The 22,367-nt window shown below is 67.6% G+C and carries 14 protein-coding genes and 1 pseudogene; 9 read left to right on the top strand and 6 right to left on the bottom strand.

The genetic code is table 11. The features are described 5' to 3' along the window. Positions 1-49: 49 nt before the first annotated feature. The 3 genes from KHC28_RS19365 (at position 50) to KHC28_RS19355 (ending at position 4,140) form a co-directional block, all read left to right on the top strand. The gene (locus tag KHC28_RS19365) at positions 50-1,240 is read left to right on the top strand and encodes an ABC transporter substrate-binding protein (RefSeq protein WP_214010028.1); all 1,191 of its coding nucleotides are present in this window, start codon (positions 50-52) and stop codon (positions 1,238-1,240) included. A gap of 92 nt (positions 1,241-1,332) precedes the next feature. After that, on the top strand, positions 1,333-2,196 hold the full coding sequence (locus KHC28_RS19360) for a Hint domain-containing protein (RefSeq protein ID WP_214010027.1): 864 nt from the start codon (positions 1,333-1,335) through the stop codon (positions 2,194-2,196). Between the two features lie 288 nt (positions 2,197-2,484). Further along, positions 2,485-4,140: a Na/Pi cotransporter family protein gene (locus KHC28_RS19355; RefSeq protein WP_214010026.1), complete on the top strand. Its 1,656-nt coding sequence runs from the start codon at positions 2,485-2,487 to the stop codon at positions 4,138-4,140. A gap of 566 nt (positions 4,141-4,706) precedes the next feature. Here KHC28_RS19355 and KHC28_RS19350 read toward each other — a convergent pair. The 4 genes from KHC28_RS19350 to bcsA are packed head-to-tail and all read right to left on the bottom strand — an operon-like array spanning position 4,707 to position 12,941. Beyond that, complete coding sequence (locus tag KHC28_RS19350; protein ID WP_214010025.1) at positions 4,707-7,025, bottom strand: tetratricopeptide repeat protein; 2,319 nt, start codon at positions 7,023-7,025, stop codon at positions 4,707-4,709. Next, complete coding sequence (locus KHC28_RS19345) at positions 7,016-8,092, bottom strand: family 8 glycosyl hydrolase (protein WP_312893275.1); 1,077 nt, start codon at positions 8,090-8,092, stop codon at positions 7,016-7,018. The genes KHC28_RS19350 and KHC28_RS19345 overlap by 10 nt, the downstream gene beginning before the upstream one ends. Continuing rightward, positions 8,089-10,734 (bottom strand): cellulose biosynthesis cyclic di-GMP-binding regulatory protein BcsB, encoded by a 2,646-nt coding sequence (locus tag KHC28_RS19340; RefSeq protein ID WP_214010024.1) that lies wholly within the window; start codon positions 10,732-10,734, stop codon positions 8,089-8,091. Before KHC28_RS19340 ends, KHC28_RS19345 begins: the two co-directional genes overlap by 4 nt. 2 nt (positions 10,735-10,736) lie before the next feature. After that, positions 10,737-12,941, bottom strand: coding sequence for a UDP-forming cellulose synthase catalytic subunit (bcsA, locus tag KHC28_RS19335; protein WP_214010023.1), 2,205 nt, complete (start codon positions 12,939-12,941; stop codon positions 10,737-10,739). Between the two features lie 238 nt (positions 12,942-13,179). Between bcsA and bcsN the strand changes: the two genes are divergently transcribed. Further along, entirely contained in the window at positions 13,180-14,352 is a 1,173-nt protein-coding gene (bcsN, locus tag KHC28_RS19330; protein WP_246565028.1) for a cellulose biosynthesis protein BcsN, read from the top strand. A 93-nt stretch (positions 14,353-14,445) separates the two neighbouring features. Continuing rightward, complete coding sequence (locus tag KHC28_RS19325) at positions 14,446-16,068, top strand: ABC-F family ATP-binding cassette domain-containing protein (protein WP_214010022.1); 1,623 nt, start codon at positions 14,446-14,448, stop codon at positions 16,066-16,068. Positions 16,069-16,114: 46 nt separating this feature from the next. Here KHC28_RS19325 and KHC28_RS19320 read toward each other — a convergent pair whose 3' ends face one another. Continuing rightward, positions 16,115-17,014 carry a LysR family transcriptional regulator gene (locus tag KHC28_RS19320; protein WP_214010021.1) on the bottom strand — a complete coding sequence of 300 codons (900 nt, stop codon included), beginning with the start codon at positions 17,012-17,014 and terminating at the stop codon, positions 16,115-16,117. Positions 17,015-17,144: 130 nt separating this feature from the next. On the opposite strand from KHC28_RS19320, the gene KHC28_RS19315 reads away from it, so the two are divergent. The 3 genes from KHC28_RS19315 (at position 17,145) to KHC28_RS19305 (ending at position 20,029) form a co-directional block, all read left to right on the top strand. Beyond that, on the top strand, positions 17,145-18,035 hold the full coding sequence (locus KHC28_RS19315; protein WP_214010020.1) for an aldo/keto reductase family oxidoreductase: 891 nt from the start codon (positions 17,145-17,147) through the stop codon (positions 18,033-18,035). A 147-nt stretch (positions 18,036-18,182) separates the two neighbouring features. After that, positions 18,183-18,959 (top strand): response regulator transcription factor, encoded by a 777-nt coding sequence (locus KHC28_RS19310; RefSeq protein ID WP_214010019.1) that lies wholly within the window; start codon positions 18,183-18,185, stop codon positions 18,957-18,959. A 161-nt stretch (positions 18,960-19,120) separates the two neighbouring features. Beyond that, positions 19,121-20,029: a Hint domain-containing protein gene (locus KHC28_RS19305; RefSeq protein WP_214010018.1), complete on the top strand. Its 909-nt coding sequence runs from the start codon at positions 19,121-19,123 to the stop codon at positions 20,027-20,029. 122 nt (positions 20,030-20,151) lie between these two features. Here KHC28_RS19305 and pyk read toward each other — a convergent pair whose 3' ends face one another. Then, positions 20,152-21,738, bottom strand: coding sequence for a pyruvate kinase (gene pyk, locus KHC28_RS19300; RefSeq protein WP_214010017.1), 1,587 nt, complete (start codon positions 21,736-21,738; stop codon positions 20,152-20,154). Between the two features lie 129 nt (positions 21,739-21,867). On the opposite strand from pyk, the pseudogene KHC28_RS28035 reads away from it, so the two are divergent. Then, positions 21,868-22,367 (top strand): annotated as a pseudogene (locus tag KHC28_RS28035) (hypothetical protein); the annotation flags it as partial.

Below are 22,367 nucleotides of genomic sequence, written 5' to 3'. Positions count from 1 at the left end.
TTTCCGGGAGCAGGGCGAGCCACGTCTTTCGCACTATCGAGAGAGTACTATGAAAAGGCTGTTGCTCGCCGTCGCCGTGCTCGTCGCCGCATCGCTCACGGCACGCGCGCAGGACAACACCATCAGGATCGGCGTGCTCAATGACCAGAGCTCGTCTTTCTCGGCTATCGGCGGCATCGAGGTCGTGCGTGCTGTCGAACTGGCGATCAAGGATCACGGAGGCAAGGCCGCAGGGATTCCGATCGAGCTCGTCATAGGCGATCATCAGAACAAGCCAGAGGTTGGCCTCGCCATTGCCAATGAATGGCTGGCACGGGACCAGGTCGACGTCATCGCCGACATGACCAATTCGGCCATTGCGCTGCCGGTCAACAAGCTGATCGGCGCCCAGGGCAAGGTCGGCCTGTTCGTGTCGCCGCTGACCGACCGTCCGACCGAGGAAGACTGCAACGGGCATGTCGTGGCCTGGGCCTATGACGCGGATTCGACCATCCGCGCCACCATCAAGGCGCTGTTGGCGCAGGGGCACTCATCCTTCTTCATCCTGTCGCCCGACACCGAGGCCGGCGCCATTCAGGAGGACGCGGTCGCGACCGCCGTGACGGCGCATGGCGGTGTGGTGAAGGGAAAGCGGCGCGCTCCGCTCGGCACGACGGATTTCTCGTCCCAGTTGGCCGAGGCCAAGGCGTCCGGTGCCGAAATCGTCATGATGAACATTTCAGGCGCCGAGCTCGTCAAGGCGATGAAGCAGGCGCAAAGCGTCGGCCTGCGCGACAAGGGCGTGAAGATCGCCGTCACCTTCATGCATCAGGCCGATGTGCGCTCCATCGGCGTGGAGGCGCTACAGGGCGTCCGCTTCGCGGTTCCGTGGTTCTGGGGCAAGGACGAGGCCTCGCGGCAATGGGGGCGGCGCATGATGGCGATCACCGGTCACGCGCCGGGCTGGATCGCCGCCGGCACCTATTCCGCGGTGACCAACTATCTGAACGCGATCGACAAGGCCGGCACTGATGATTCCGCCAAGGTGCTGGACGCCCTGGATACCCTGAACGTCGCTGACTTCTTCATCGCCAATGGCGATCTTTATCCCAATGGCCGCATGATCCACGACATGTATCTCGTCGAGGTAAAGACGCCGGCCGAGGTCACCGAGCAGGAAGACTTCCTGAAGCTCGTCGAGACCGTTCCGGCGAAACAGGCCTTCCGTCCGTTATCGGAATCGGACTGCAAGCTCCGATAATCCCGATCCCGGCACTGCCTCTCCGATAAAATTCGTTCAATTCCATCCGCCTTCGTAATCAAACAAATAGACATCAAACCGGATTTCAATCGATGGCAACCTATTCCACATCCTACCTGTACAACGTATCCTTCGATACATCTACATTCACCTATAGCATCACTGGATCAGCCATTATATCGGAGACGCTGACCAGCACGACCAGCGAGGAATATTTTTACATAGATGACAACATAACCATCGATGGCGTCAATCAGTACATCTATCAGGGCTTCCATGGAAATGGCGTACTGGTGCTGTTTCATGGGAATTACATGCTGTTCTCGAATGACAGCGACCTGTCCGGTCCCGTGACCATCGAGACGACGCGCTTTGTGACCTGCTTTGCCGCCGGAGTACGACTTGCCACGCCGAATGGCGAGCGCGCCGTGGAGGATCTCGCCATCGGAGATCTGGTCCTGACCGCTTCGGGCGAGATGCGGAGCATAAGGTGGATCGGACGACAGACGATCGTGCCGGTCTTCGCCGATCCTCTGACGGTCTATCCCATCCGCATTGCCGCCGGGTCCCTCGACGGCGTTCTGCCGGTCCGCGACCTTGTCCTGTCGCCCGATCATGCCCTGTTCCTCGACGGCGTGCTGGTGCATGCGGCGGCGCTGGTGAACGGCACCACGATTGTCCGCGTCAAGCCGGAGGAGGGCTTCACCTACTACCATGTCGAGGTGGAGGACCACGCGCTGGTGCTGGCCGAAGGCGTCGCGGCGGAGACCTTCGTCGACAACGTCACCCGCCGCCGCTTCGACAATTATTCGGAGTTCGAGGCGCTTTACGGCGTTCCGGCCGAGTCCATCCGCGAGATGGACCTGCCCCGCGTAAAGTCCGCCCGACAGCTGCCGGCGACGATGCGAGCGAGGTTGGAGGCTCGATCGACCGCAGCAGTTGATGTCGCGGCATAGGCGCCTTTAGCCTCTGTCTGTCCAGAAAGTCGGCCAACCACAAATCGGGCTGGCCGAAACCTTCCGGCTGACCGCTGGCGGCGATCCCTGTGCCGCCTCCCCAACAGTGGCGCGTGGCTGCGGGGAAAAGACGGCCGAAAACCCGGGAAGCAGCCGCCGTCGCGATGCCTCCATCCTCCCCCACGTGCCGATGAGACGTCTCGATCAATTTCACATCTATTTACCGGGTGGCACGCCAGTTGATGGCGGGCGCTTGCCTCTTCGGGGGAAGTGGCATTTGCTCTGCCGATGACCTTTCCTGCGAGCCTCATCGACCTGGCCGGCTTTATCGCGCTGCTGCTGTGGGGAACCCACATGGTGCAGACCGGCGTGCAGCGCGCCTTCGGGCCGCGCCTGAAATCGATCCTCGGTGCGGCGCTTGGGGATCGATTTCGTGCCTTCATCGCCGGACTGGGGGTGACGACCCTTCTGCAGAGCAGCACGGCCACCGGATTGATGGTGACCGGCTTTGCGGCGGGAGGACTCGTCGAACTGGTTCCCGCGCTTGCCGTGATGCTCGGCGCCAATGTCGGCACGACGTTGATCGTGCAATTGCTGTCCTTCGATATCGCGGTGGTCGCGCCCGCTTTCATTTTGATCGGCGTGTTGATGTTCCGGCGGGATTCCTCGTCGCAGACGCATGATCTCGGCCGCGTGCTGATCGGCCTCGGCCTGATGCTGATGGCGCTCGACAATCTCCTGGATCTCATGCGCGACTATGAGGACGCGCCGAGCCTGCGCCTGTTGCTCGGTGCCATCTCCACCGTGCCGCTTCTCGACGTGTTGCTGGCGGCGTGCCTGACCTGGGCGGCGCATTCGAGCGTCGCCGTGGTCCTGCTGGTGATGTCGCTCGCCGCCAATGGCGCGGTTCCGCCCAATGCGGCCTTCGCGCTCGTGCTCGGTGCCAATATCGGCACGGCGATCAATCCGCTGCTGGAGGGAGCGGTCGGCAACGACCCGGCCGCCAAGCGGGTGCCGCTAGGCAATTTGCTGACCCGCCTCATCGGCGTTGCCGTTTGCCTGGTCGCTCTGGAGCCCATCGGACGCTTCATGGTCACGCTCCAGCCGGTCGACGCCCGGGCGGTGGCTGATTTCCACACCCTGTTCAATGTCGTGGTGGCGGTCGTCTTCCTGCCGCTCCTCGGGCCATTTGCGCGACTGTTGACGCGAATGCTGCCGACGCGCACCGGCAGGGCCGACCCATCGCTGCCGCTCTATCTCGACCCCGCGGCTCGCGAGACGCCGATTGTGGCGCTGGGCGGGGCAGCACGCGAAGCGCTGCGATTGGCTGATGTGCTGGAGACCATGCTGACCGGAGCGCGCGATGGTCTGAAGAGCGGAGATCGCCGGCTCATTGCCGAGACGCGACGGCAGGACGACGTCATCGATCAGCTCAACACCGCCATCAAGCGGTACCTTACGTCCATCGATCCCGATGAACTGGGGCCGCACGATCATCGCCGCCTGCAGGAGGTCCTCGGCTTCACGATGAATCTCGAGCAGGCCGGTGACGTGGTGGATCGCTACCTGCTGCCTCACACATCCAAGGGACTGAAGCGAGGCCTCGCTTTGCCCAAGGAGCGGCAGGCGGAATTGATTTCGCTGATGGACCGCCTGGTCAGCAATCTGAGAACGGCGGCGTCGCTCTTCATGACCGAAGATCCTCGTGCCGCCCGGCTGCTGGCCGACGAGAAAATGGCCTTCCGCGACGCCGAGTCACGCGCCACGTTGCAGCATTTCGAGCGGCTGCGTGAGAGTGAATTGTCCACGGCACAGGCCAGCGCTCTCTATCTGGATCTGCTGCGCGACATGAAGCTCATCAACAGCCACATCGTTGCGGCGGCCGCCTATCCGATCCTGGAACGCAGTGGCGAACTGTTGCCGAGCCGTCTTGCGCGCAACTGATCGCCTTGCGCCGCGGCCCGTCAAGCTGCCGGCTCCGCCTCGCTGACCAATGCTCTTCAGTGCCGGAAATCCGCCTGCCTTCCTGCGCTTGTCGGCTCCGGCGCCATGTTCATCCTGGCAGCGAGCTTTGCCGTCCCGTGTGTCGGCGCAGCCACCAACTTGGCGGCCGCTGAGCCGCCGGTGAACATGCGGATGTGGTCAGGGTGGTCGGCCTTCATTTCCGATCCCCCTGGCCCGTGCGAGGGAAGGGCGACGCCGTTTGGATCGCCGTCACGACCGACCATGTCGAGGCGCCGGGGCCTCCTCATCGTCGCGGAGCAGCGCGGCCTTGAGATGATCGCGAAGGCATTCAGCCTATTGGAAAGGCCCTGCCGGCCTTGTGAAGAAGGCCGGCAGGAGCAATGACGAAGAGGGCAGGCTAAGTCACCGAAGCGCCGGCCTGTTCGCAGTGGAAGGCCAGCACCCCGGCGACATGGGAGCCGAGCGTTCGCGCGTTGGTGGACGAGTTGTCGATCACCAACGCCACGGTGTCGCCCCAGCGGGGGAAGTCTCCGGCGCCAGCCCTGCTACTCGCGCTTGTACAGCCGGCGGGCGAACTCGATCTCCGAGACGCCGTTCATGGCGTCGGTGTTGCCCTGCGCCGCCAGCGCCCGGAAGATGCGCTCGGCGGATTGGTAGTCGCGGATGTTGAAGTAGCTCCAGCCGCGCAGCATCATCAGGTCCTGCTGCTCGGGGGTGATGCGGGCGCGCTCGTCGAGCGAGATGAGCGCCTCGACATAGCGCTGGTCCTTGTAGAACTCGTAGGCGCGCTGGGCGAGGATGTCGGCGGTCAGCTGCATGGCGCGGCGCGGCGACTGCGGCGCCTCGATGGCGGCGACCTGCGCCTGGTTCGTCATGCCCTTGCGCATATAGGCCAGCGCCTTGCCGTAGGCGGCCTCCTCGGCGACCTTGCCGCTGCCGGTGCGCAGCGCCTCGTCGAAGGCGGTGACCGCCTCGATGGGCCGGTTGAGCTCCATCAGCCGCCAGCCGCGCGACAGCGCGGCGGCACCGCCGCCCCCCCGGCTCGCGCCGCCGCTGGAGGCGGCGCGCGGACGCGGGGCAGGGGCCGCCCCCTGGTAGTTTACCGGCTGCGCATAGTTTCGTCCGGCCGGCTGCGCCGGCGCGGTCTGCACGAGGATCGGCTGCGCCGGCCGCGCCGGGGCCAGCTGCGTCGGGGCCGCCTGCGTCGGCACCGGCTGGAACTGCGGGGCGGTCGCGCTCTGGGTCGGCACCGGCTGGAATTGCTGCGGCGCCGCGGTCTGCGCCGGGATCGGCTGGAACTGGTGCGTGGCCGCCGGCTGTCCCGGCATCGGCTGCACGCCGGCCTGCGCCGGCACCGGGGCGTAGCCGAGCCCGGCGGCCGGAAGGTTGCCATCGGCCGGCGGCGGGGTGACGCGCAGCGCGGCAGCGACCAGCGGATTGGTGGAGCGGTTGATCTGGCCTTGCAGGTTGCGGGCCTCCAGCGTGGCACGCAGCTGCGGGTCGACCAGCGCGACGATGCGCTCGGAGCGGCCACGCCAGTTCTGCACCAGCGCATTGAGCCGTGCGGCGTCGTTCAGCCGCCAATAGGTGAGGGCGAGGCCGTAGGAGGACGGCTCGTCATTGGGATCCCAGGACAGCGCGGTCTGGAACCAGGCCTGCGACACCACCAGCTGCCCGGTATTGTAGGCGTACCAGCCGAGCGCCTGGGCGCCGGGGACGTATTTGTCGCGCATCACCACCGGGCTGAAGCGGCTCAGCACCGTTTCGGCCAGCACCGGCGGCGGCGAGGCGGTGAGCAGGCTGATGACGACGTCGAGATAGGCCTTGCCGTTCTCCGGCGCGGCGTCGCGCCATTCGAAGGCGATCGGCTCGGCCTCCAGCGCCCGCCCCAGCGAGTTCAGCGCCAGCACATAGCCTTCCGCCGCCTTGGCCCCGCCCTTGCGGTCGAGCGCCAGCTTGAACCAGTCGAGCGCGCGGGAGGATTCGTCGTGGCGGAACAGGTACCAGCCGAGCAGCAGCGGGTCGCCCGGCGTGTCGCCGGCGCGGGCCAGCGCCTCCATGCGGGTGAGGTCGTCGGGGGCGACGACATATTCCGGGTTCTCGGCCGCCCGTCCCATGCGCCGGCGGATCAGCTCGTCGCGGATGGGGGCGAATTCCGGCTGGCCCTGCGGATCCTTGCGCTCCAGCGCCAGCAGCTGCTTCAGCTGCGCGTCGTCGAGCATCGGCATCGCCTTCTGCACGGTGGCGAGGCGCTCGGCGGCATCGTTGCAGTTGGTCAAGAGGTAGGTGTAGGCGTCGAGGGCGCGCTGCACCTGGTTGGTCTTGCCGAACGCCTCGGCGACGCGCCAGAGGATGTCGACGTTGGAACAGGTGAGGAGGCCCGGCGTCTCCGTCGCCATCCGCAGCACCGTGCTCCATTGCTGGGCGTCGGAGGCGTTGATCAGCCGGCGGCGGTTCTCGCTCTCGGTGACACGGGCGATCAGCTCGGGCGGCGGCTGCCAGGAGGGGTCGGACGCCTGGCGGGCGGCGATGGCGCTGCGCACGTCGGAAAGCTTGCCGTCGGCATAGAGCTTCCACATGCGCTCAAGATCGGGATCGGTTTGCGGACCGAACAGGTCGGCCGGCGGCGACCAGTCGGGATAGAGCGCGCGCAGCCGGGCGATCTCGGCCTCAAGGCGGCGGGTGTCGCCCTGCGAGGCGAAGTAGCGCAACGCGCTCTCGTCGACTTTGGGGCGGACGGGGGCATCGGCGGAGGTCTTGTCGGCGGCCGGCGGGGTGCCGACCGGGAGCGTGATCTGCTGGGCGATGGCGGGGACGATGGCGCCCCCCAAGAGCAGCAACAGAGCGGCTCGCTTCAGAGACATCGCGGATATTTCTCCACCAGCAGGGCCCAACTCAGCAGGAACAGCGTCGACGGGTAGTAGAGCGTCGGCTCGAAATGCCTCAGCTCTTGCGGAATGGCCGTTCCCTCCAGCGCACAGGCAAGAGACGCGCCGAGGATTCGGTAACCCGGCTCGGTTAGCTGGTTTACCACGCGGCCTGTTGGAATGTCGACGATGGCAGGGCCTCCACCGCCGTCGGCACGCCAGTTGCGCTGGAAATTTCCCAGTATCTGGGCGTCGGCGATACCCGCTCGCAACAGGTAAAGAGATATCCTTAACGAATTGTAACCGAAGACCGGGGGGAAGCCCTCGGCGATGGTCACCGGGCCGCGGGCGGGAGCGGCGATCCAGTCGGGCGGCAATTGCGCCGGCCCGAGCCGGGCGATGGTCAGGAGTTCGAGGCCGCTGACGCCGAGCTTGGTCCAGTCGGTCTCCGGCGCCAGCTGGGAAAGAACGGGAAAAGCCTCGAAGATCCAGTAGGATAGATTGAGGATTGGCCCATCTTTGCGGTCGTCGGCGGAAAAGCCCTGCACGCCCGGCAGCAGCACCAGCCGGTCGCCGGACTTCACCACCAGCTTGCTGCCGAGCGCCCGGGCGATCTTGCGCGCCGCCTCGGTGTAGCCGGGGTTGTTCCAGGCGGCGCCGGCGCGGCCCAGCGCGTAGGAAATTAATATGTCGCCATCGCTGGCGGCGTTGACGTCGGTAACATGAGGGGTGGCGTTGGGGTCCCAGCGCCAGGCCGCCAGCCCGTCGTCGCGAATCATCAGCTCGGTGCGGGTGAAGCTCCAGATGCGCTCGAAATTGCCGCGGTCGCCGGCGAGGAAGGCCAGCAGCATCCCGTAGCCCTGGCCCTCGCTGTGGCTGATGTCGCCATTGGCGGTGTCGATCACCCGGCCATTCTCGGCGACGAACCGGCTCATATAGGCGTTCCACGCCTCCATCGGCACCGGGTTGGCCATGGGCTGCGCCTTCAGCGGCGGTTGGGCGCCCGCCCCGAGGAGGAGCGTGGCGGCGAGGGCGAGGAGGCCTGCGAAACGCCCCGGCCTCACGAGGGGCGTCCCATGCGGCGCAAAAGCAGGAAGGTGGCGATGCCGAGCACCAGCGAGGCGATCATCAGCATCAGCGCGTAGGGCACGATGTTGGTCGACAGCCAGTTGGCGCTGATCATGCGGATATTGGCGAAGCTGAGCGGCGTGGTGACGATGAAGCGGTGGCTGGTCACGTCATGCCGCTCGACCTCGCCGGTGCCGCTCTGCAGCGCGATCGCCTGTCCGCCGATGCGGTTCCAGGAGGCGTCGGAGACGAGGCGCGTCGTGCCGCTCGCCAGCGTGTCGGCGGTGCGCGCGGTCACCAGCGTCCACACGCCGGCTTCGTTGGGGCTGTTGCCCTGTGCCATCAGGATCGAGGTGCGCGGCGGCGGCTCGTAGAGGGTGCGCTGGCCCTGGTTGATGCGCAGCGATTCGAAGCTGATGTTGAAGGTGCGCTTCAGCCAGCCCTCGAAGCTGTCGGCCAGCGCCCGCAGGGCGCCGGTGTTCTGCACCGCGTTGCGCCAGCGCTGGTAGACCTCCGAGGTGTTGTCGTCGGCCGGCGTGGCCGGCGTCGCGGCGCCGTTGCCGCCGGACTGGCGGTCGCGGAAGCGCTGCAGCACGCTGTCATAGCTGTCGGCATTGTCGGCGCCGGCGGCGTCCTCGGCCGAGACCACCCAGTTGGAGCGGGTGGATTCGGAGATGCCGACCTGGTCGAGCACGCTGGCCGGGATATGGTCGATGTCGCCGATGAACAGTGCGTTGCGCTCGCCGAGCGTCGCCATGGAGGGCGAGGCGTCGAGGGCGAGCGCCCGGCCATGCCCGCGCGCCAGCCGGGCGAGCAGCGTCGCCGCCGCGCCGAGCGTGGTAGCGTCCTGCCGCGCCAGCACCACCGCCGTCGGACCTTCAAGGCCATAGGGGAAGGCGCTGGCGGTGAGGGCGGCGAGATTGGGGACGGTACCGATCCGGGCGAAGTTCTCCATCGAGAATTCGGTGGAATCGAACAGCACGAACCGGCTGTCCGAGGGCAGGGTCGCACCGGGCAGGCAGCGCGTGTCGGCGTCGGTGTCGAGCACGACTTCCAGCCATAGCTGGTTGATGCCGGGGCGAAAATTGCGCAGTGGGATCTGCATCGGCTGGTGCTGCATCAGCCCGCCGCCGCGCGTGGTGATCGGCAGGTTGGAGGCGATCTGGCCGTTCACGTAGACGTCGACATGGCTGCCCGGCCGCACCGCGGCGGTGAAGGCGACGTCGAGCAGCAGCTGCGCGTTGCCGTAGAACTCGGCGAAGAAATCCGCCGGCAGGGCGATCTGGAACTCGGCGCGCAGGCGGCGGCCGGAAAATTCCTGCGTGGTCACGCCGAGTTCGGCGAGCCGCAGCGAGCGCGCGCCGGTGAACAGCGGGGCGTTCGGCGCGAAGCTGGTCGCGGTGGGGATGCTGTCGCCCTGGTTGAGCACGAAGTCGTTGAGCCGGTCGATGGCGCGGTCGACATCGTTCGCCGTCGGGCCGGAGAGCACCAGGGTCGGCGCGCCCAGCCGGGCATCGTCGACGAGGTTGGCGACCGGGCGCTGGCGTGCCTCGGCCATCGGGTTGGCCATCAGCCGCGCCAGCTCGGGCGCCGCGCCGATCACCAGGTTGAGCGTGCCGGGCGCCGCCGGGCCGGAGGCGCCGTCGGTGATGCTGACCGACGGGTTGGGGAACAGGCCGCGCAAAGCGAGGCCCTGAATGGCGCGCAGCACCCGCGGGGCGTTGGTGTCGATCGAGCCGGCGGTGATGACGCGGATATTGGTCGCGCCGCCCACATCGACGCCAACGGCGGCGAGGTCGTCGAGGCCGCCGGTGATCTTCGGCCGCCCGCCGGCATAGGCGATGCCGGTGCCCTCGTTGTTGATCTCGGTCCACAATTCGTAGGTGGCGGTAACCGCGCAGTCGGTGCGGTGGCGTTGCACCACCTCGATGCGGACCAGATTGGCGCCAGCGCGCAGCGTGCCGCGCGGGATCGGCGCGCTGATGCGGGCCGGTTCCTGCGAGGAGGCGATGGGCGATTCGACGATGGCCTGGCCGTTGATGCTGACGCGGATGCGTGAGCTCTCCGGCATCACCACCACCGCGTTGAGGTAGCTGAGCAGGAAGGTGGCCTGGCGCGCCGCCTCTTCCGGCGTGGCGTAGATGACGAAGGCGCGCGAGGCGAGCTCGCCGGCGAACACCATCCGTGCCTGCGGGATGATGAAGCGGTCCGGCCGTTGCGGCCCCGCGGGCTGCCGCGCCATCGGCGCGACGACGGCCGGCGCCGGCTGGCCGGGCACCATCTGGAACGGCGCGGCGTCCGGGGCGGCGTTGCCGTCGGCGGGAGCGGGCTGAGCGGGAGCAGGCTGCGCCGGCGTATCGGCGGGCGACGGCATCTGGGCGATGGCGGAGGGCGTGCCGGGCGCGAAGGCGCCGGGGGCGGTCATCGGCACCGACAGCGGCGGGGCGGCGTTGCCGGCCGGACGGGCCGCACCGCCGCCGAGCGGCGGGGTCATCTGGAACTGGCTGGTGCCCTGGCCGGCGGCGGATTGCTGGGCGGAGGCGGGGCCCCCGAGCAGCGCGACGCCGAGGGCGAGGATCGCGGCGAGAGGCCCGGCCGAGGTTCGGAGGGCGGCTCGGCGGGCGGCGGGCGGGCGCATCGTCACGACTCCCGCTTGGCAGTGGCGAGCTGGGGCGCGCGGCGGCGTTCGCGCCACAGCCGTTGCAGGTGCATCAAATAGGAGAGGCCGCGGCCGGTGTGGTAGAGCGCCTGCCGGATGAAGCGCAGCGTGCCGAACAGCACGCCGGGGTTGCGCCGCCGCGATTCCTGGAATTTCCGCCATTCGTCCGCATTGGCGAAGATCAGGTCGGCGACCAGGCGGTAATGCATCGGCGTCTGCGGTTCGAACTGGCAGCCGAACACGATGCCCTGCTTGTCTTCCTCGATGTTGCGGATCGTCAGCGGCAGCGTCTCCGAGCCGAGATCGGCATGCGGGGTGAAGCGCAGCTGCGCCGACTGCCCGCGCTCGAATTCCGGTCCCTTGGTCCCCTCGGCGAGGCGGATGCGGGCGCCGCCGGTGGAGCCGTCCTCCACGCTGGCCGGATAGGTGATGCCGTCGATGATCATCTCGCAGCGGCGCAGCAGGTTGACGCGGTGGGTGCGCCGGCGGTTGCGCCGCTCCGACACCACGCCGAGCGCGCAGCCGGCGATCAGCAGGTTGAGCACGTTCCAGCCGCCGACGACGATGATGACGTCGGCGTTGAACGGCTCGGTGATCGCCCGGTAGATCGAGACCAGCAGCGCCGCGATCAGCACGCCGAAGATGATGAAGAACGGCCGGCCGATCTCCGAGACGCGGCTCTCGGCCATGTTCTCGCCCTTGGAGGTCACGTTGAAGGTCGGCTTTCGCGGATTGGCGATCACCGAGAGAATGGCCGGCAGGAGATAGATCGCCTGGATGTATTCGTAGATCTCCGAGATCCACGGCCAGCGATACTTGCCGTACAGATAGTTCTGCATCAGCAGGTTCACCAGCATGTAGGTCGAGGTGTAGGCGAGGAACTCGGCGCCCGAGGCGTTGAACACTTCCAGCGAGAAGAACAGGTAGAACAGCGGCGAGATGAGGAACATCAGCCGGGGATAGGGGAACAGCCAGAACAGCATGCTCGACATGTAGCAGAGCCGCTGGGCCATGGTCAGGCCGCGCTTGAAGAACGGCATGTGGAAGATGAGGATCTGCATCATCCCCTGCGCCCAGCGCGAGCGCTGGCCGATGAAGCTGGCGAAGCTTTCCGGCTGCAGGCCGGCGATCAGCGGCTTCTCGACATAGATCGAGCGCCAGCCGCGCGAGTGCAGGCCGAGCGCGGTCTCGCAGTCCTCGGTGATGGTGACGCCGGAGAAGCCGTTGGTCTCCTTCAGCGCGGTGCGGCGCAGCACCGCCGCCGAGCCGCAGAAGAACGAGGCGTCCCATTTGTCGAGGCCGCGCTGGATGATGCCGTAGAACATCTCGTTTTCGGAGGGCATCTCGTCGAAGGTGTCGAGGTTGCGCTCCAGCGGGTCGGGATTGATGAAGAAGTGCGGCGTCTGCACCAGGAACAGCTTCGGGTCCTGGGCGAAGTGGCCGACCGTCTCCTTCAGGAAGGTCCGGGCGGGCGCGTGGTCGGCGTCGAACACCACGACGAGGTCGCCGGTGGAGTGTTCGAGGCCGTTGTTCATGTTGCCGGCCTTGGCGTGCTCATTGCGCGCGCGGGTGAGGTAGCGCGCCCCGAGCCCGTCGCACAGCTGCTGCAGCTCGCGCCGGCGCTCCTGCGCCTCCTGCGCCTTGGCGGCGTTGTCCTGGTTGCACTTCGCGTCGGTGCCGCCGTCGTCGAGCAGCCACACCGTCAGCTTGTCCTGCGGGTAGTCCATGCCGCGCGCCGCTGCCACGGTGTTGGCGAGCAGCGCGTATTCCTCGTTATAGGTCGGGATGAACACGTCGACGCTCGGCGCGTTGTCGGGCACCGGCGGCGTCGGGCGCGGCGGCACCGGCGAGGACACCACGAACAGGCTGAGGAACAGCATGAACACGCTGTACATCTCGGCGAGATACAGCATGAAGCCGGGGATGAAGTCCTCGATCTGGTTGATCGGCGGCAGCGTCGAGGTGGAGCGCCAATAGACGTAGCGCAGCACGATGGCGGTGCCGAGCGCCAGCGCGATCACCCGGAACACCCCGGTGGGCGGGCCGAAGGTCTTCAGGAGGATCATGGCGAGCACCACGATCGAGCCGACGATCAGGTGCGCCTGCAGACTGATCGGCAGCGTGATGAGGAACACCACGATCAGCGAGGAGATTATCCAAAGGAGGGAGACCCAGGCCCTACGCATCGTCTCTCATGCCTCGCTCAGATCCAGTGTCGCAGGGCGGTGGAACTATGTCTCTTAGCGTCGAGTGGTTGAGGAAGTCTATCTGTCCGAGATGGTAAAATACGGCGACCGATTCCACCTGTTTCTCCCGCAGGTTAAAGTCCAACTTAGCAGGTGATTCGGCGGCTTCCAGCGTGGTATTCGTGAAGTGCGCCACTGAGCGGTTGCATGGACGGCGTCTCGAGCCCGTGAAGGACCCATGAACGGACGTACCATGAACCCGGTTGCCCTACGGGCTGTTGCCATTTCCTTTGTCCTCCTGCTGGGTGCCTGCACGTCTCCCTACCCGTCCTATTTCGAGCGTGGCGTCCGCGTCGCGGGGGAGACCGTCGAGGTCAACACCAGCGAAGCCCTGGTGCTGCCGGAGCCGGGCGCCGCGCCGCGGGTGCTCTCGGTGCTGCAGACGGCCTATTCCAACGCGATTTCGCAGGAAATTATCCTGGAGACGAACTCCTCGGCGCGCGGACAGAACGCCTTCCACGTCACCTTCTTCGGGCCGGTCGAGCATGTGCGCGCCGGCGGCTATTCGCGCAGCGACGATTTCCTCAACGAGGAAGCGCTCGAGGAGGAGATGGAAAAGCAGCTGCCCGGCGTGAACATGCACACCTCCAACTATTTCGTGCAGAACCGCTACGGGCCGTTCAACTACGCCATGGGCCGCGGCGGCGCGGGCGAGATCTGCATGTATGCCTGGCAGCGCATCCAGTCGCGGGTGCCGGTCTATCGGCTGGTGCGCGACCGCGGCGTGCTGTCGGTGCGGCTGCGCCTGTGCCAGAAGGGCGCCACCGAGCAGGACCTGCTGCGGGTAATGTACCGCTATTCGATCAACGGCTACTTCCTGCCGCGCGGCTGGCAGCCCTATGGCCGGCCGATGGGCGAGCCGGAGGGCATCGGCCGCATCGGCGGGCCGCTCGCCTATCCCACCGGCGTGCAGGGCAACGGCACGGTGCTGGACGGCTGGATGGGGCCGGAGCCGGCGGCGGCCGCCTCTCCGCGTCCGGCGCGCCGCTATGGCAGCCGGGTGGAGCAGCCCGAGCCGGTGGAGCAGCCCTCCGCCTATGATCCGGTGACCGACGGCTACACGCCGGCGGCCGGCTATCCGGTGGTGCCGCCGCCGGATGCGTCCGGTGCCGCCGCGCCGGCTACGCCGCGTCCGGCCTCGTCCACGACAGGGGCGTCGGGTACGGGAGCCTCCAGTTCGTCGGGCGCTGCGAGCCGTTCCTCGACCAGCCCGTCCTACGCGCCGGCGCCGATGCCGTCCGCCAGCGGCGCGACGTCGGGCAATGCGGTGCGCGTCGTGCCGGGCACCTCGAGCTACCCGACCACGACCTACCCGACCTCCACCTATCCGGCCACCACCACCGGCCAATAGGCGCCGTTCCGCCATTGTGCGCCCTTCCGCCGGAGCGCGGGATGGCTTAGACCCGCGCCAACATTCGGCACATTCGGCAGCGCGCGGGTTTCCATGATTCGTCTCGACAGCATCGGCAAGCAGAACGGACGGCAGATCGTCTTCATCGAGGCCTCCGCCACGCTGCTCAAGGGCGAGAAGATCGGCCTCGTCGGGCCCAACGGCGCCGGCAAGACCACGCTGTTCCGGCTGATCACCGGGCAGGAGCCGCCCGACGAGGGGCAGGTCTCCGTCGATCGCGGCATCACCATCGGCTATTTCAGCCAGGATGTCGGCGAGGCCGCCGGCCGCTCGGTGCTGGCCGAGGTGATGGACGGCGCCGGTCCGGTGAGCGAGGTCGCCGCCGAGCTCGCCGAGCTCGAGACTGCCATGGCCGATCCCGAGCGCATGGACGAGATGGACGCCATCATCGAGCGCTATGGCGAGGTGCAGGCGCGCTTCCTCGATCTCGACGGCTATTCGCTGGAGGGCCGCGCCTCGGAAGTGCTGGCCGGCCTCGGTTTCTCGCAGGAGATGATCGCCGGCGACGTCGGCGCGCTGTCGGGCGGCTGGAAGATGCGCGTCGCGCTGGCCCGCATCCTGTTGATGCGCCCGGACGTGATGCTGCTCGACGAGCCGTCGAACCATCTCGATATCGAGAGCCTGATCTGGCTGGAGAGCTTCCTCAAGGGCTATGACGGCGCCCTGATGATGACCTCGCACGACCGGGCCTTCATGAACCGGATCGTCAACAAGATCGTCGAGATCGACGCCGGCGCGCTCACCTCCTATTCCGGCGACTACGAGTTCTACGCCGCCCAGCGGGTGCTGGCCGACAAGCAGCAGCAGGCGCAGTTCGAGCGCCAGCAGGCGATGCTCGCCAAGGAGATCGCCTTCATCGAGCGCTTCAAGGCCCGCGCCTCGCATGCGGCGCAGGTGCAGAGCCGGGTGAAGAAGCTGGAGAAGATCGACCGCGTCGAGCCGCCGCGCCGCCGCCAGACCGTCGCCTTCGAGTTCCAGCCGGCGCCGCGCTCGGGCGAGGACGTCGCCAGCCTCAGGGGCGTCGACAAGAGCTATGGCGCCCGCACCATCTATGACGGGCTCGACTTCGCCATCCGCCGGCGCGAACGCTGGTGCGTGATGGGGGTGAACGGCGCCGGCAAGTCGACGCTGCTCAAGCTGATCACCGGCACCACCGAGCCCGATGCCGGCACGGTCAATGTCGGCGGCAGCGTCAAGCTCGGCTATTTCGCCCAGCACGCGATGGAACTGCTCGATCCCGACCGCACGGTGTTCGAGGCGCTGGAGGATGCCTTCCCGCAAGCGGCGCAGGGCTCGCTTCGCTCGCTCGCCGGCTGCTTCGGCTTTTCCGGCGACGACGTCGAGAAGAAGTGCCGCGTGCTGTCGGGCGGCGAGAAGGCCCGCCTCGTCATGGCGAAGATGCTCTACGACCCGCCGAACTTCCTGGTGCTCGACGAGCCGACCAACCATCTCGACATCGGCACCAAGGAAATGCTGATCGAGGCGCTGTCGAGCTATGAGGGCACCATGCTGTTCGTCTCGCATGACCGCCATTTCCTGGCCGCGCTGTCGAACCGGGTGCTGGAGCTGACCCCCGAAGGCGTGCACCAGTATGGCGGCGGCTACACCGAATACGTCGCCCGCACCGGTCAGGAAGCGCCGGGGCTGAGGGACTGAGGCGCGTCGCCCTCACGTCACGCCCACGTCCCCGCTCCCCAGTCGCTCACCACGTGCCCGCCTTGCGCACGAAATCGACGAAGGCGCGCAGCGGTCCCGGCAAATAGCGCCGGCCGGGATAATAGAGGAACGGCCCGGGAAAGCTCGGCCACCACTCCTGTAGGATCGGCTCAAGCGCCCCGCTCGCCAGATGCGGCGCCAGCCAGTCCTCGAACAGGCTGACGACGCCGAGCCCGCCGCGGGCGGCGTCGATCATCAGGTCGGCGGCGAGGCTCGGCCGGGTCAAAAGCGGCCCGGTCGGGTCGAGGCGCACGATCTCGCCGTCACGCTCGAATTCCCAGGTCGGCACGGTGCCGCCGGCGAAGCGCCCGCGCAGGCAGGCATGGGCGAGCAGGTCGCGCGGATGTGCGGGCCGGCCATACAGGTCGAGATAGGCGGGAGCGGCGGCGGTGGCGAAGCGCTGCATGCGCGGGCCGATCGGCAGCGCGATCATGTCCTGCGCGAGGCGCTCGTCATAGCGGATGCCGGCGTCGAAGCCGCCCGCCACGATGTCGATGAAGCCGTCCTCCACCGTCACCTCCAGCTGGATGTCGGGGTAGGCCTTGAGGAACGGCACGATGAACGCCGGCAGTACGGTGCGCGCGACATTAGCCGGCACATTGAGCTTCAGCGTGCCGGCGGGGCGGTCGCGGAAGGCGTTCACCGCGTCGAGCGAGGCGTCGACCTCCGCCAGCGCCGGGGCGAGCCGCTCGAACAGCCGCTGCCCGGCCTCGGTCGGGGTGACGGCGCGCGTGGTGCGGTGGAGCAGGCGCACGCCGAGCCGCGCCTCCAGCCGGCGCACCGCGTCGCTCAGGCTGGAGGCCGAGGCGTTGCCGGCCCGGGCGGCATCGCGAAAGCCGCCGGCGCGCACCACGGCGACGAAGATCGCCAGTTCGTCGAGCTCCATGGTCCGGTTTCTCCGCTATTGTACGAATGACCGCACAGTCTGTCCCGATTGTGTCAGATTATCGGATGCGGCCTGCGGGTCCATATCGGCGTCGACCACCGCTTCGACCGCGAAACCGGGAGACACCTTCATGAGCGATACCGCCACCTCCACCTTCCTGCTCGGCGACCGCCGGGTGAACCGCATGGGCTATGGCGCCATGCAGCTGGCCGGGCCCGGCGTATTCGGCCCGCCCAGGGATCCCGATGCCGCCCGCGCCGTGCTGCGCGCGGCGGTGGCCGGCGGGGTGAACCACATCGACACCAGCGATTTCTATGGGCCGCACGTCACCAACCGGCTGATCCGCGAGGCGCTGCATCCCTATCGCGACGATCTCACCATCGTCACCAAGCTCGGCGCGGTGCGCGGCGCCGACGCCTCGTGGATCATGACCCGCACCCCGGACAGCCTGATCCAGGGCGTGCACGACAATCTCGCCAATCTCGGCCTCGACGTGCTCGATGTGGTGAACCTTCGGGTCGGCGGCCTGCACGAGCCGAAGGAGGAATCCATCGAGGAGCCGTTCACCGTGCTGGCCGAGCTCCAGCGCAAGGGGCTGATCCGCCATCTCGGCCTCAGCAACGTCACCGCCGCGCAGGTCGCGCAGGCGCGCGCGATTGCTCCGGTGGTGTGCGTGCAGAATTACTACAACGTCGCCTTTCGCCATGACGACGCGCTGATCGATGGGCTGCGGCAGGCCGGCACCGCCTATGTGCCGTTCTTCCCGCTCGGCGGTTTCTCGCCGTTGCAGTCCTCGACCCTGTCGGAGGTTGCCGCCGGGCTCGGCGCCACGCCGATGCAGGTGGCGCTGGCCTGGCTGCTGCGGCGCGCGCCCAACATCCTGCTTATCCCCGGCACCTCGTCGCTGGCGCATCTCGAGGAGAATCTGGCGGCGGCCTTCCTCGTGCTGCCGCCGGAAGCCGCCGCGATCCTCGATGGCATCGCCGGGGCGGCCGGCAACGTGCCGGACGGGGCGCACTGACACGGGTACCCGCGCGCCGGTACGTCCTTCCGCCTGCGGCGCCGCACCGCATCGCAAACGGTAAAATAGTCTTGTCGAGGGCATTGCTGCGCTGCGACATTCGGTCGAAAATATTTTCTTTTCCCACCGGATTCGTCGTTGCGCAGCATGAGCCCCGAAAGTCAGGAGCGGATCCATCGTCTCTGGGACGAGGTGTCGGATGTCGATGCCGGTCACTGGACGCAGGCGGTCGCGCATCTGATGGCGGAACTGGCAGCGGATGTCGGGGCGTGGAACGCCACCTGGGCAGGCGCCATCCGCGTCGATGGCGGGGCGGCCGACGATCCGCTGCAGGGGTGGCGGGTGGCGGCGGTGCAGGCGCTGCGGCCGGTCGAGCCACTGCCGGAGGAGGGGCATTTCAAGGAGATCCTGAAGATCTGGGACCGGCGCGAAATCGATCCCTCCTTCCTGCTGCCGCTGAAGGATGTCGGCAGCTTCCGCACCTATTCGCTGCGGCAGGGTTTGCCGCCCGCCTGGTTCGAGACGCCGTTCTTCCAGCGCCATTACGGGTCGGTCGGCACGCAGGATGCGGTCTTCGTCGCCTTCCCGCTCAATCGGGACTGCGAATCGCATTTCGGCTTCTATGCGGCGCAGACCTTCACCGAGGAGCAGATCGCGCGGCTCGCCTATGCGCTGCGCGGTATCAAGTGGTTCCACCGCCAGCTCCTGCTCGGCAACGGCCTGCTGCTGGCCTCCTCGCCGCTGACGCCGACCGAGCGCCGGGTGCTGCAATTGCTGCTCACCAAGGCGTCGGAGAAGGACATCGCCCGCCAGATCGATACCGCCGTCTCGACGGCGCACCAGCATGTCACGCGCGTCTTCCGCAAGTTCGGCGTGCGAAGCCGCGCCGAACTGATGAGCCTGTGGCTGCGGCGGGCCGGCTGATCCCTCCGGCGGTGCCCGCATCCCTCTCTGCTCGCCCATCCTCCATCTAGAGGACATGAGCCGCGAATCTATCCTCGATATCGTTGCAATTTCGTAGCGTCTTCGCGTGAGGCGATGTGGGCGCTTGTTCGGTTGCGCGAGCCCTATGGCGGAGGAGATGGATGGCGGATTTCGAAAGTCGGCTCTTTTCGGGAACCTATAGCGACGGGGTCTTCACCCCCAATGGCGGATCCTCTCCCGCCGGGGCGACCTATGTGGTTGCCGAAGGCACCTATGCGATCGGCAGCACGGTCCCGGTCGCCCGCTATGACAACGGCGCCTACAACTACACCGACAATTACTACAAGCTGGTCGGCACGGCGGCCAATGGCTGGATCGCTGAGAGGTTTGGCGCCTACTATTATTTCGCCGTCGGGCCGAACCCGACGAGCTCCGTCGCGGTCGATACGACGGCCGCTTTCGTCGCCTGCTTCCTGGCCGGGACGCTGATCGCTACCCCGTCCGGCGCCGTCGCCATCGAGACGCTGGCGGCGGGCGATCTCGTGCTCACCAACATCGGCGAGGCGCGGCCGGTGCGCTGGCTGGCGCGGCGGACGGTGAGCCGGCTGTTCGCCGATCCCGCGCAGGTGCTGCCGGTCCGCATCCGCGCCGGTGCGCTGGGCGAGGGGCTGCCGGCGCGCGATCTTTTCCTGTCGCCCGACCATGCGTTGCTCGTCGACGGGCTGCTGGTTCAGGCGGGCGCGCTGGTGAACGGCACCAGCATCGTCCGGCACGCCGACATGCCGCTCAGCTTCGTCTACTACCATGTCGAGCTCGACGGCCACGCACTGGTGCTGGCCGAGGGCGTGCCGGCGGAGACCTTCGTCGACAATGTCAGCCGCCGCCGCTTCGACAACCATGCCGACTATGCGGCGCTGTATGGCGAGGAGCCCACGCCGCTGGTCGAGATCGACCGGCCGCGCGTGAAGTCGGTGCGCCAGCTCCCGCCGGCGATCCGTGCCCGGCTCGCGGCGCGGGCGGTGGCGCTGGGCGTGGACGTGAAGGATGTGGCCGGCGGGCGGGCGGCTTGATCCTTCTCATGCCGAGCGGAACAGCGCGGCGGCCCGGCTGCCGCGCTGGCACAAAAGGAAAGGCCCGCCGCGTTGTCGCGACGGGCCTTGTTTCTTTCGGGGTCGGCTAAGGCCTGCCGGCCTCAGCGCGAGGCCGGGCGTCCGGCCGCCGGCTTGCGCGGTGCCGGCTTCAGCTCGGCGCTCTTGCGGGTCGCCTCGGAGGCGCCGGACGCGCCGACTTCCACGCCCTTGGCGCGCGGGCGCGGCGCCGGCTGCGGGCTGCCCGGCTTGCGGTCCACCATGCCCTTGTCGATGGTGACGAGGCGCAGCACGTTGGTGGTGCCGGGCTGGGCAAAGGGCACGCCGGCGGTGATGGCGAGGCGGTCGCCCTCGCTGGCGAAGCCGTAGTCGATCGCCATCTGCGTCGCCTTGGTCGCCATCTCGCCGAAGGTGTGGATCTCCTCCGGCGCGTAGATCACATGCACGCCGTAGCTCATCACCAGCTGGCGCGCGGTGGCGAGCTTGGAGGCGATGCCGAGCACCGGAACGCGCGGCCGCTCGCGTGCGGCGTGCAGCGTGGTGGTGCCGGACAGCGTGTAGGTGACGATGGCGGCGGCATCGACCGCGTTGGCGGCGCTGTAGGCGGCCTGGGTGATGGCGTCGGCGACGCTGGTGCCTTCTTCCGGCCGCTGCGAATCGATGATCTTGCGGTAGCCGGGGTCGCGTTCGACGTTCTTGATGATCTGGTCCATCATCGCGACCGCCTCGACCGGGTACTGGCCGGCGGCGCTTTCCGCCGACAGCATCACCGCGTCGGCGCCGTCATAGACGGCGGTGGCGACGTCGGAGACTTCGGCGCGGGTCGGCACCGGGGCGCTGATCATCGATTCCAGCATCTGGGTGGCGACGATCACCGGCCGGCCGAAGCGGCGGGATTCGCGGATGATGAGCTTCTGCAGCGCCGGGATCTCCGGCAGCGACAGCTCGACGCCGAGGTCGCCGCGCGCCACCATGATGCTGTCCGACAGCTCGGTGAGGCGGGTGAGGTGCTCGATCGCCGCCGGCTTCTCCAGCTTCAGGTTGATGCGGGCGCGGTCCTGGATCAGCTCGCGCGCCTCGATCACGTCCTCCGGCCGCTGCACGAAGGACAGCGCGATCCACTCGACGCCGAGGTCGAGCGCGAAGAACAGGTCGGCGCGGTCCTTCTCGGTCAGCGGTGACACCGGCAGGATCACGTCAGGGACGTTGAAGCCCTTATTGTTCGACAGCCTGTTGCCGGCGATCACCTCGGCCTCGATGAAGCCGGGGCCCTTGTGCACCACCTTCACCCGCACCTTGCCGTCGTCGAGCAGCACGGTGGAGCCGATATGCAGCGCCTCGAGGATCTCGGGGTGCGGGATTGGCACGCGCTTGGCGTTGCCCGGCGTCAGGTCGGTGTCGAAGCGCAGCGTGGTGCCGGCGGTAACGGTGATGGCGCCGTCCTCGAACTTGCCGAGGCGCAGCTTCGGGCCCTGCAGGTCGGCGAGCACGCCGATCGGCCGCCCCACCTCGCGCTCGAGCTCGCGCACGATGCCGAGCACACGCCCGTGGTCGGCCTGGGTCCCGTGGCTGAAGTTCAGCCGGAACACGTCGACGCCGGCGGCGTACAGAGCCTTGATCTTCTCCGCGCTCGACGAGGCCGGGCCGAGGGTCGCCACGATCTTCGTCGCGCGTTCCCGCCTGCTGTACATGGATTCCTCCGTTTAAACACTTGTTCCGGCTCGCTTTGCCGGGTGCTCTTCTATGGACCAAAAGCCGCAGGCTGTCTTGTCTTGCTTATTTTGCAGTGCAACGTGTCATTTGCGCGACGCGGTAGGACTATGTGCTGGCTACATGACCTTTGGTCAGCCGATTTCCTCGGCGGAAAAGCACGAAATCTCCTTGCTGGCATTCGGAATTCTGTATACCAATACAAGGCCGTCTTCCGTTCTGCGGTGGGGCCGGCGGGCGGGTTTCCGGCGCGGGCGCTGCGGGATCGGCCCCCAAGGGTGCGGTGTCACGCCGCAGTCGGGACGGGAAAAGATTTCGAGAGGTCCGGGCCGGACGGTCGACGCCAACGACCGCGCATCGGCCGGCCTCCGAGCCGTGACAGTGCCGGCCGTGCCGCGGGGCAGGGTCGGAAAAGACCAACAAACGACCTTTCGGGAGGAAGGCGCATGCGTATAGCGGTATTTTCCGAGCCCACGCTCGAGCCCCGTGTATCGGGGTCTGTTGACACGGTTAAGCGCCTGACGGGTCTTGGCGGGGAGGTCGTCGTGGCTTCCGGGGCCGGGCTGGCGTCGGGTGTGTCGGACGCGGAGTACGAGGCGGCGGGGGCCTC

Origin of the sequence: Ancylobacter sonchi (genome assembly GCF_018390695.1) — a bacterium.
Taxonomy (GTDB): Bacteria; Pseudomonadota; Alphaproteobacteria; order Rhizobiales; family Xanthobacteraceae; genus Ancylobacter; species Ancylobacter sonchi.
Note: the sequence above shows the minus strand (reverse complement) of the source record. Positions and strands in the feature narration are given on the sequence as shown.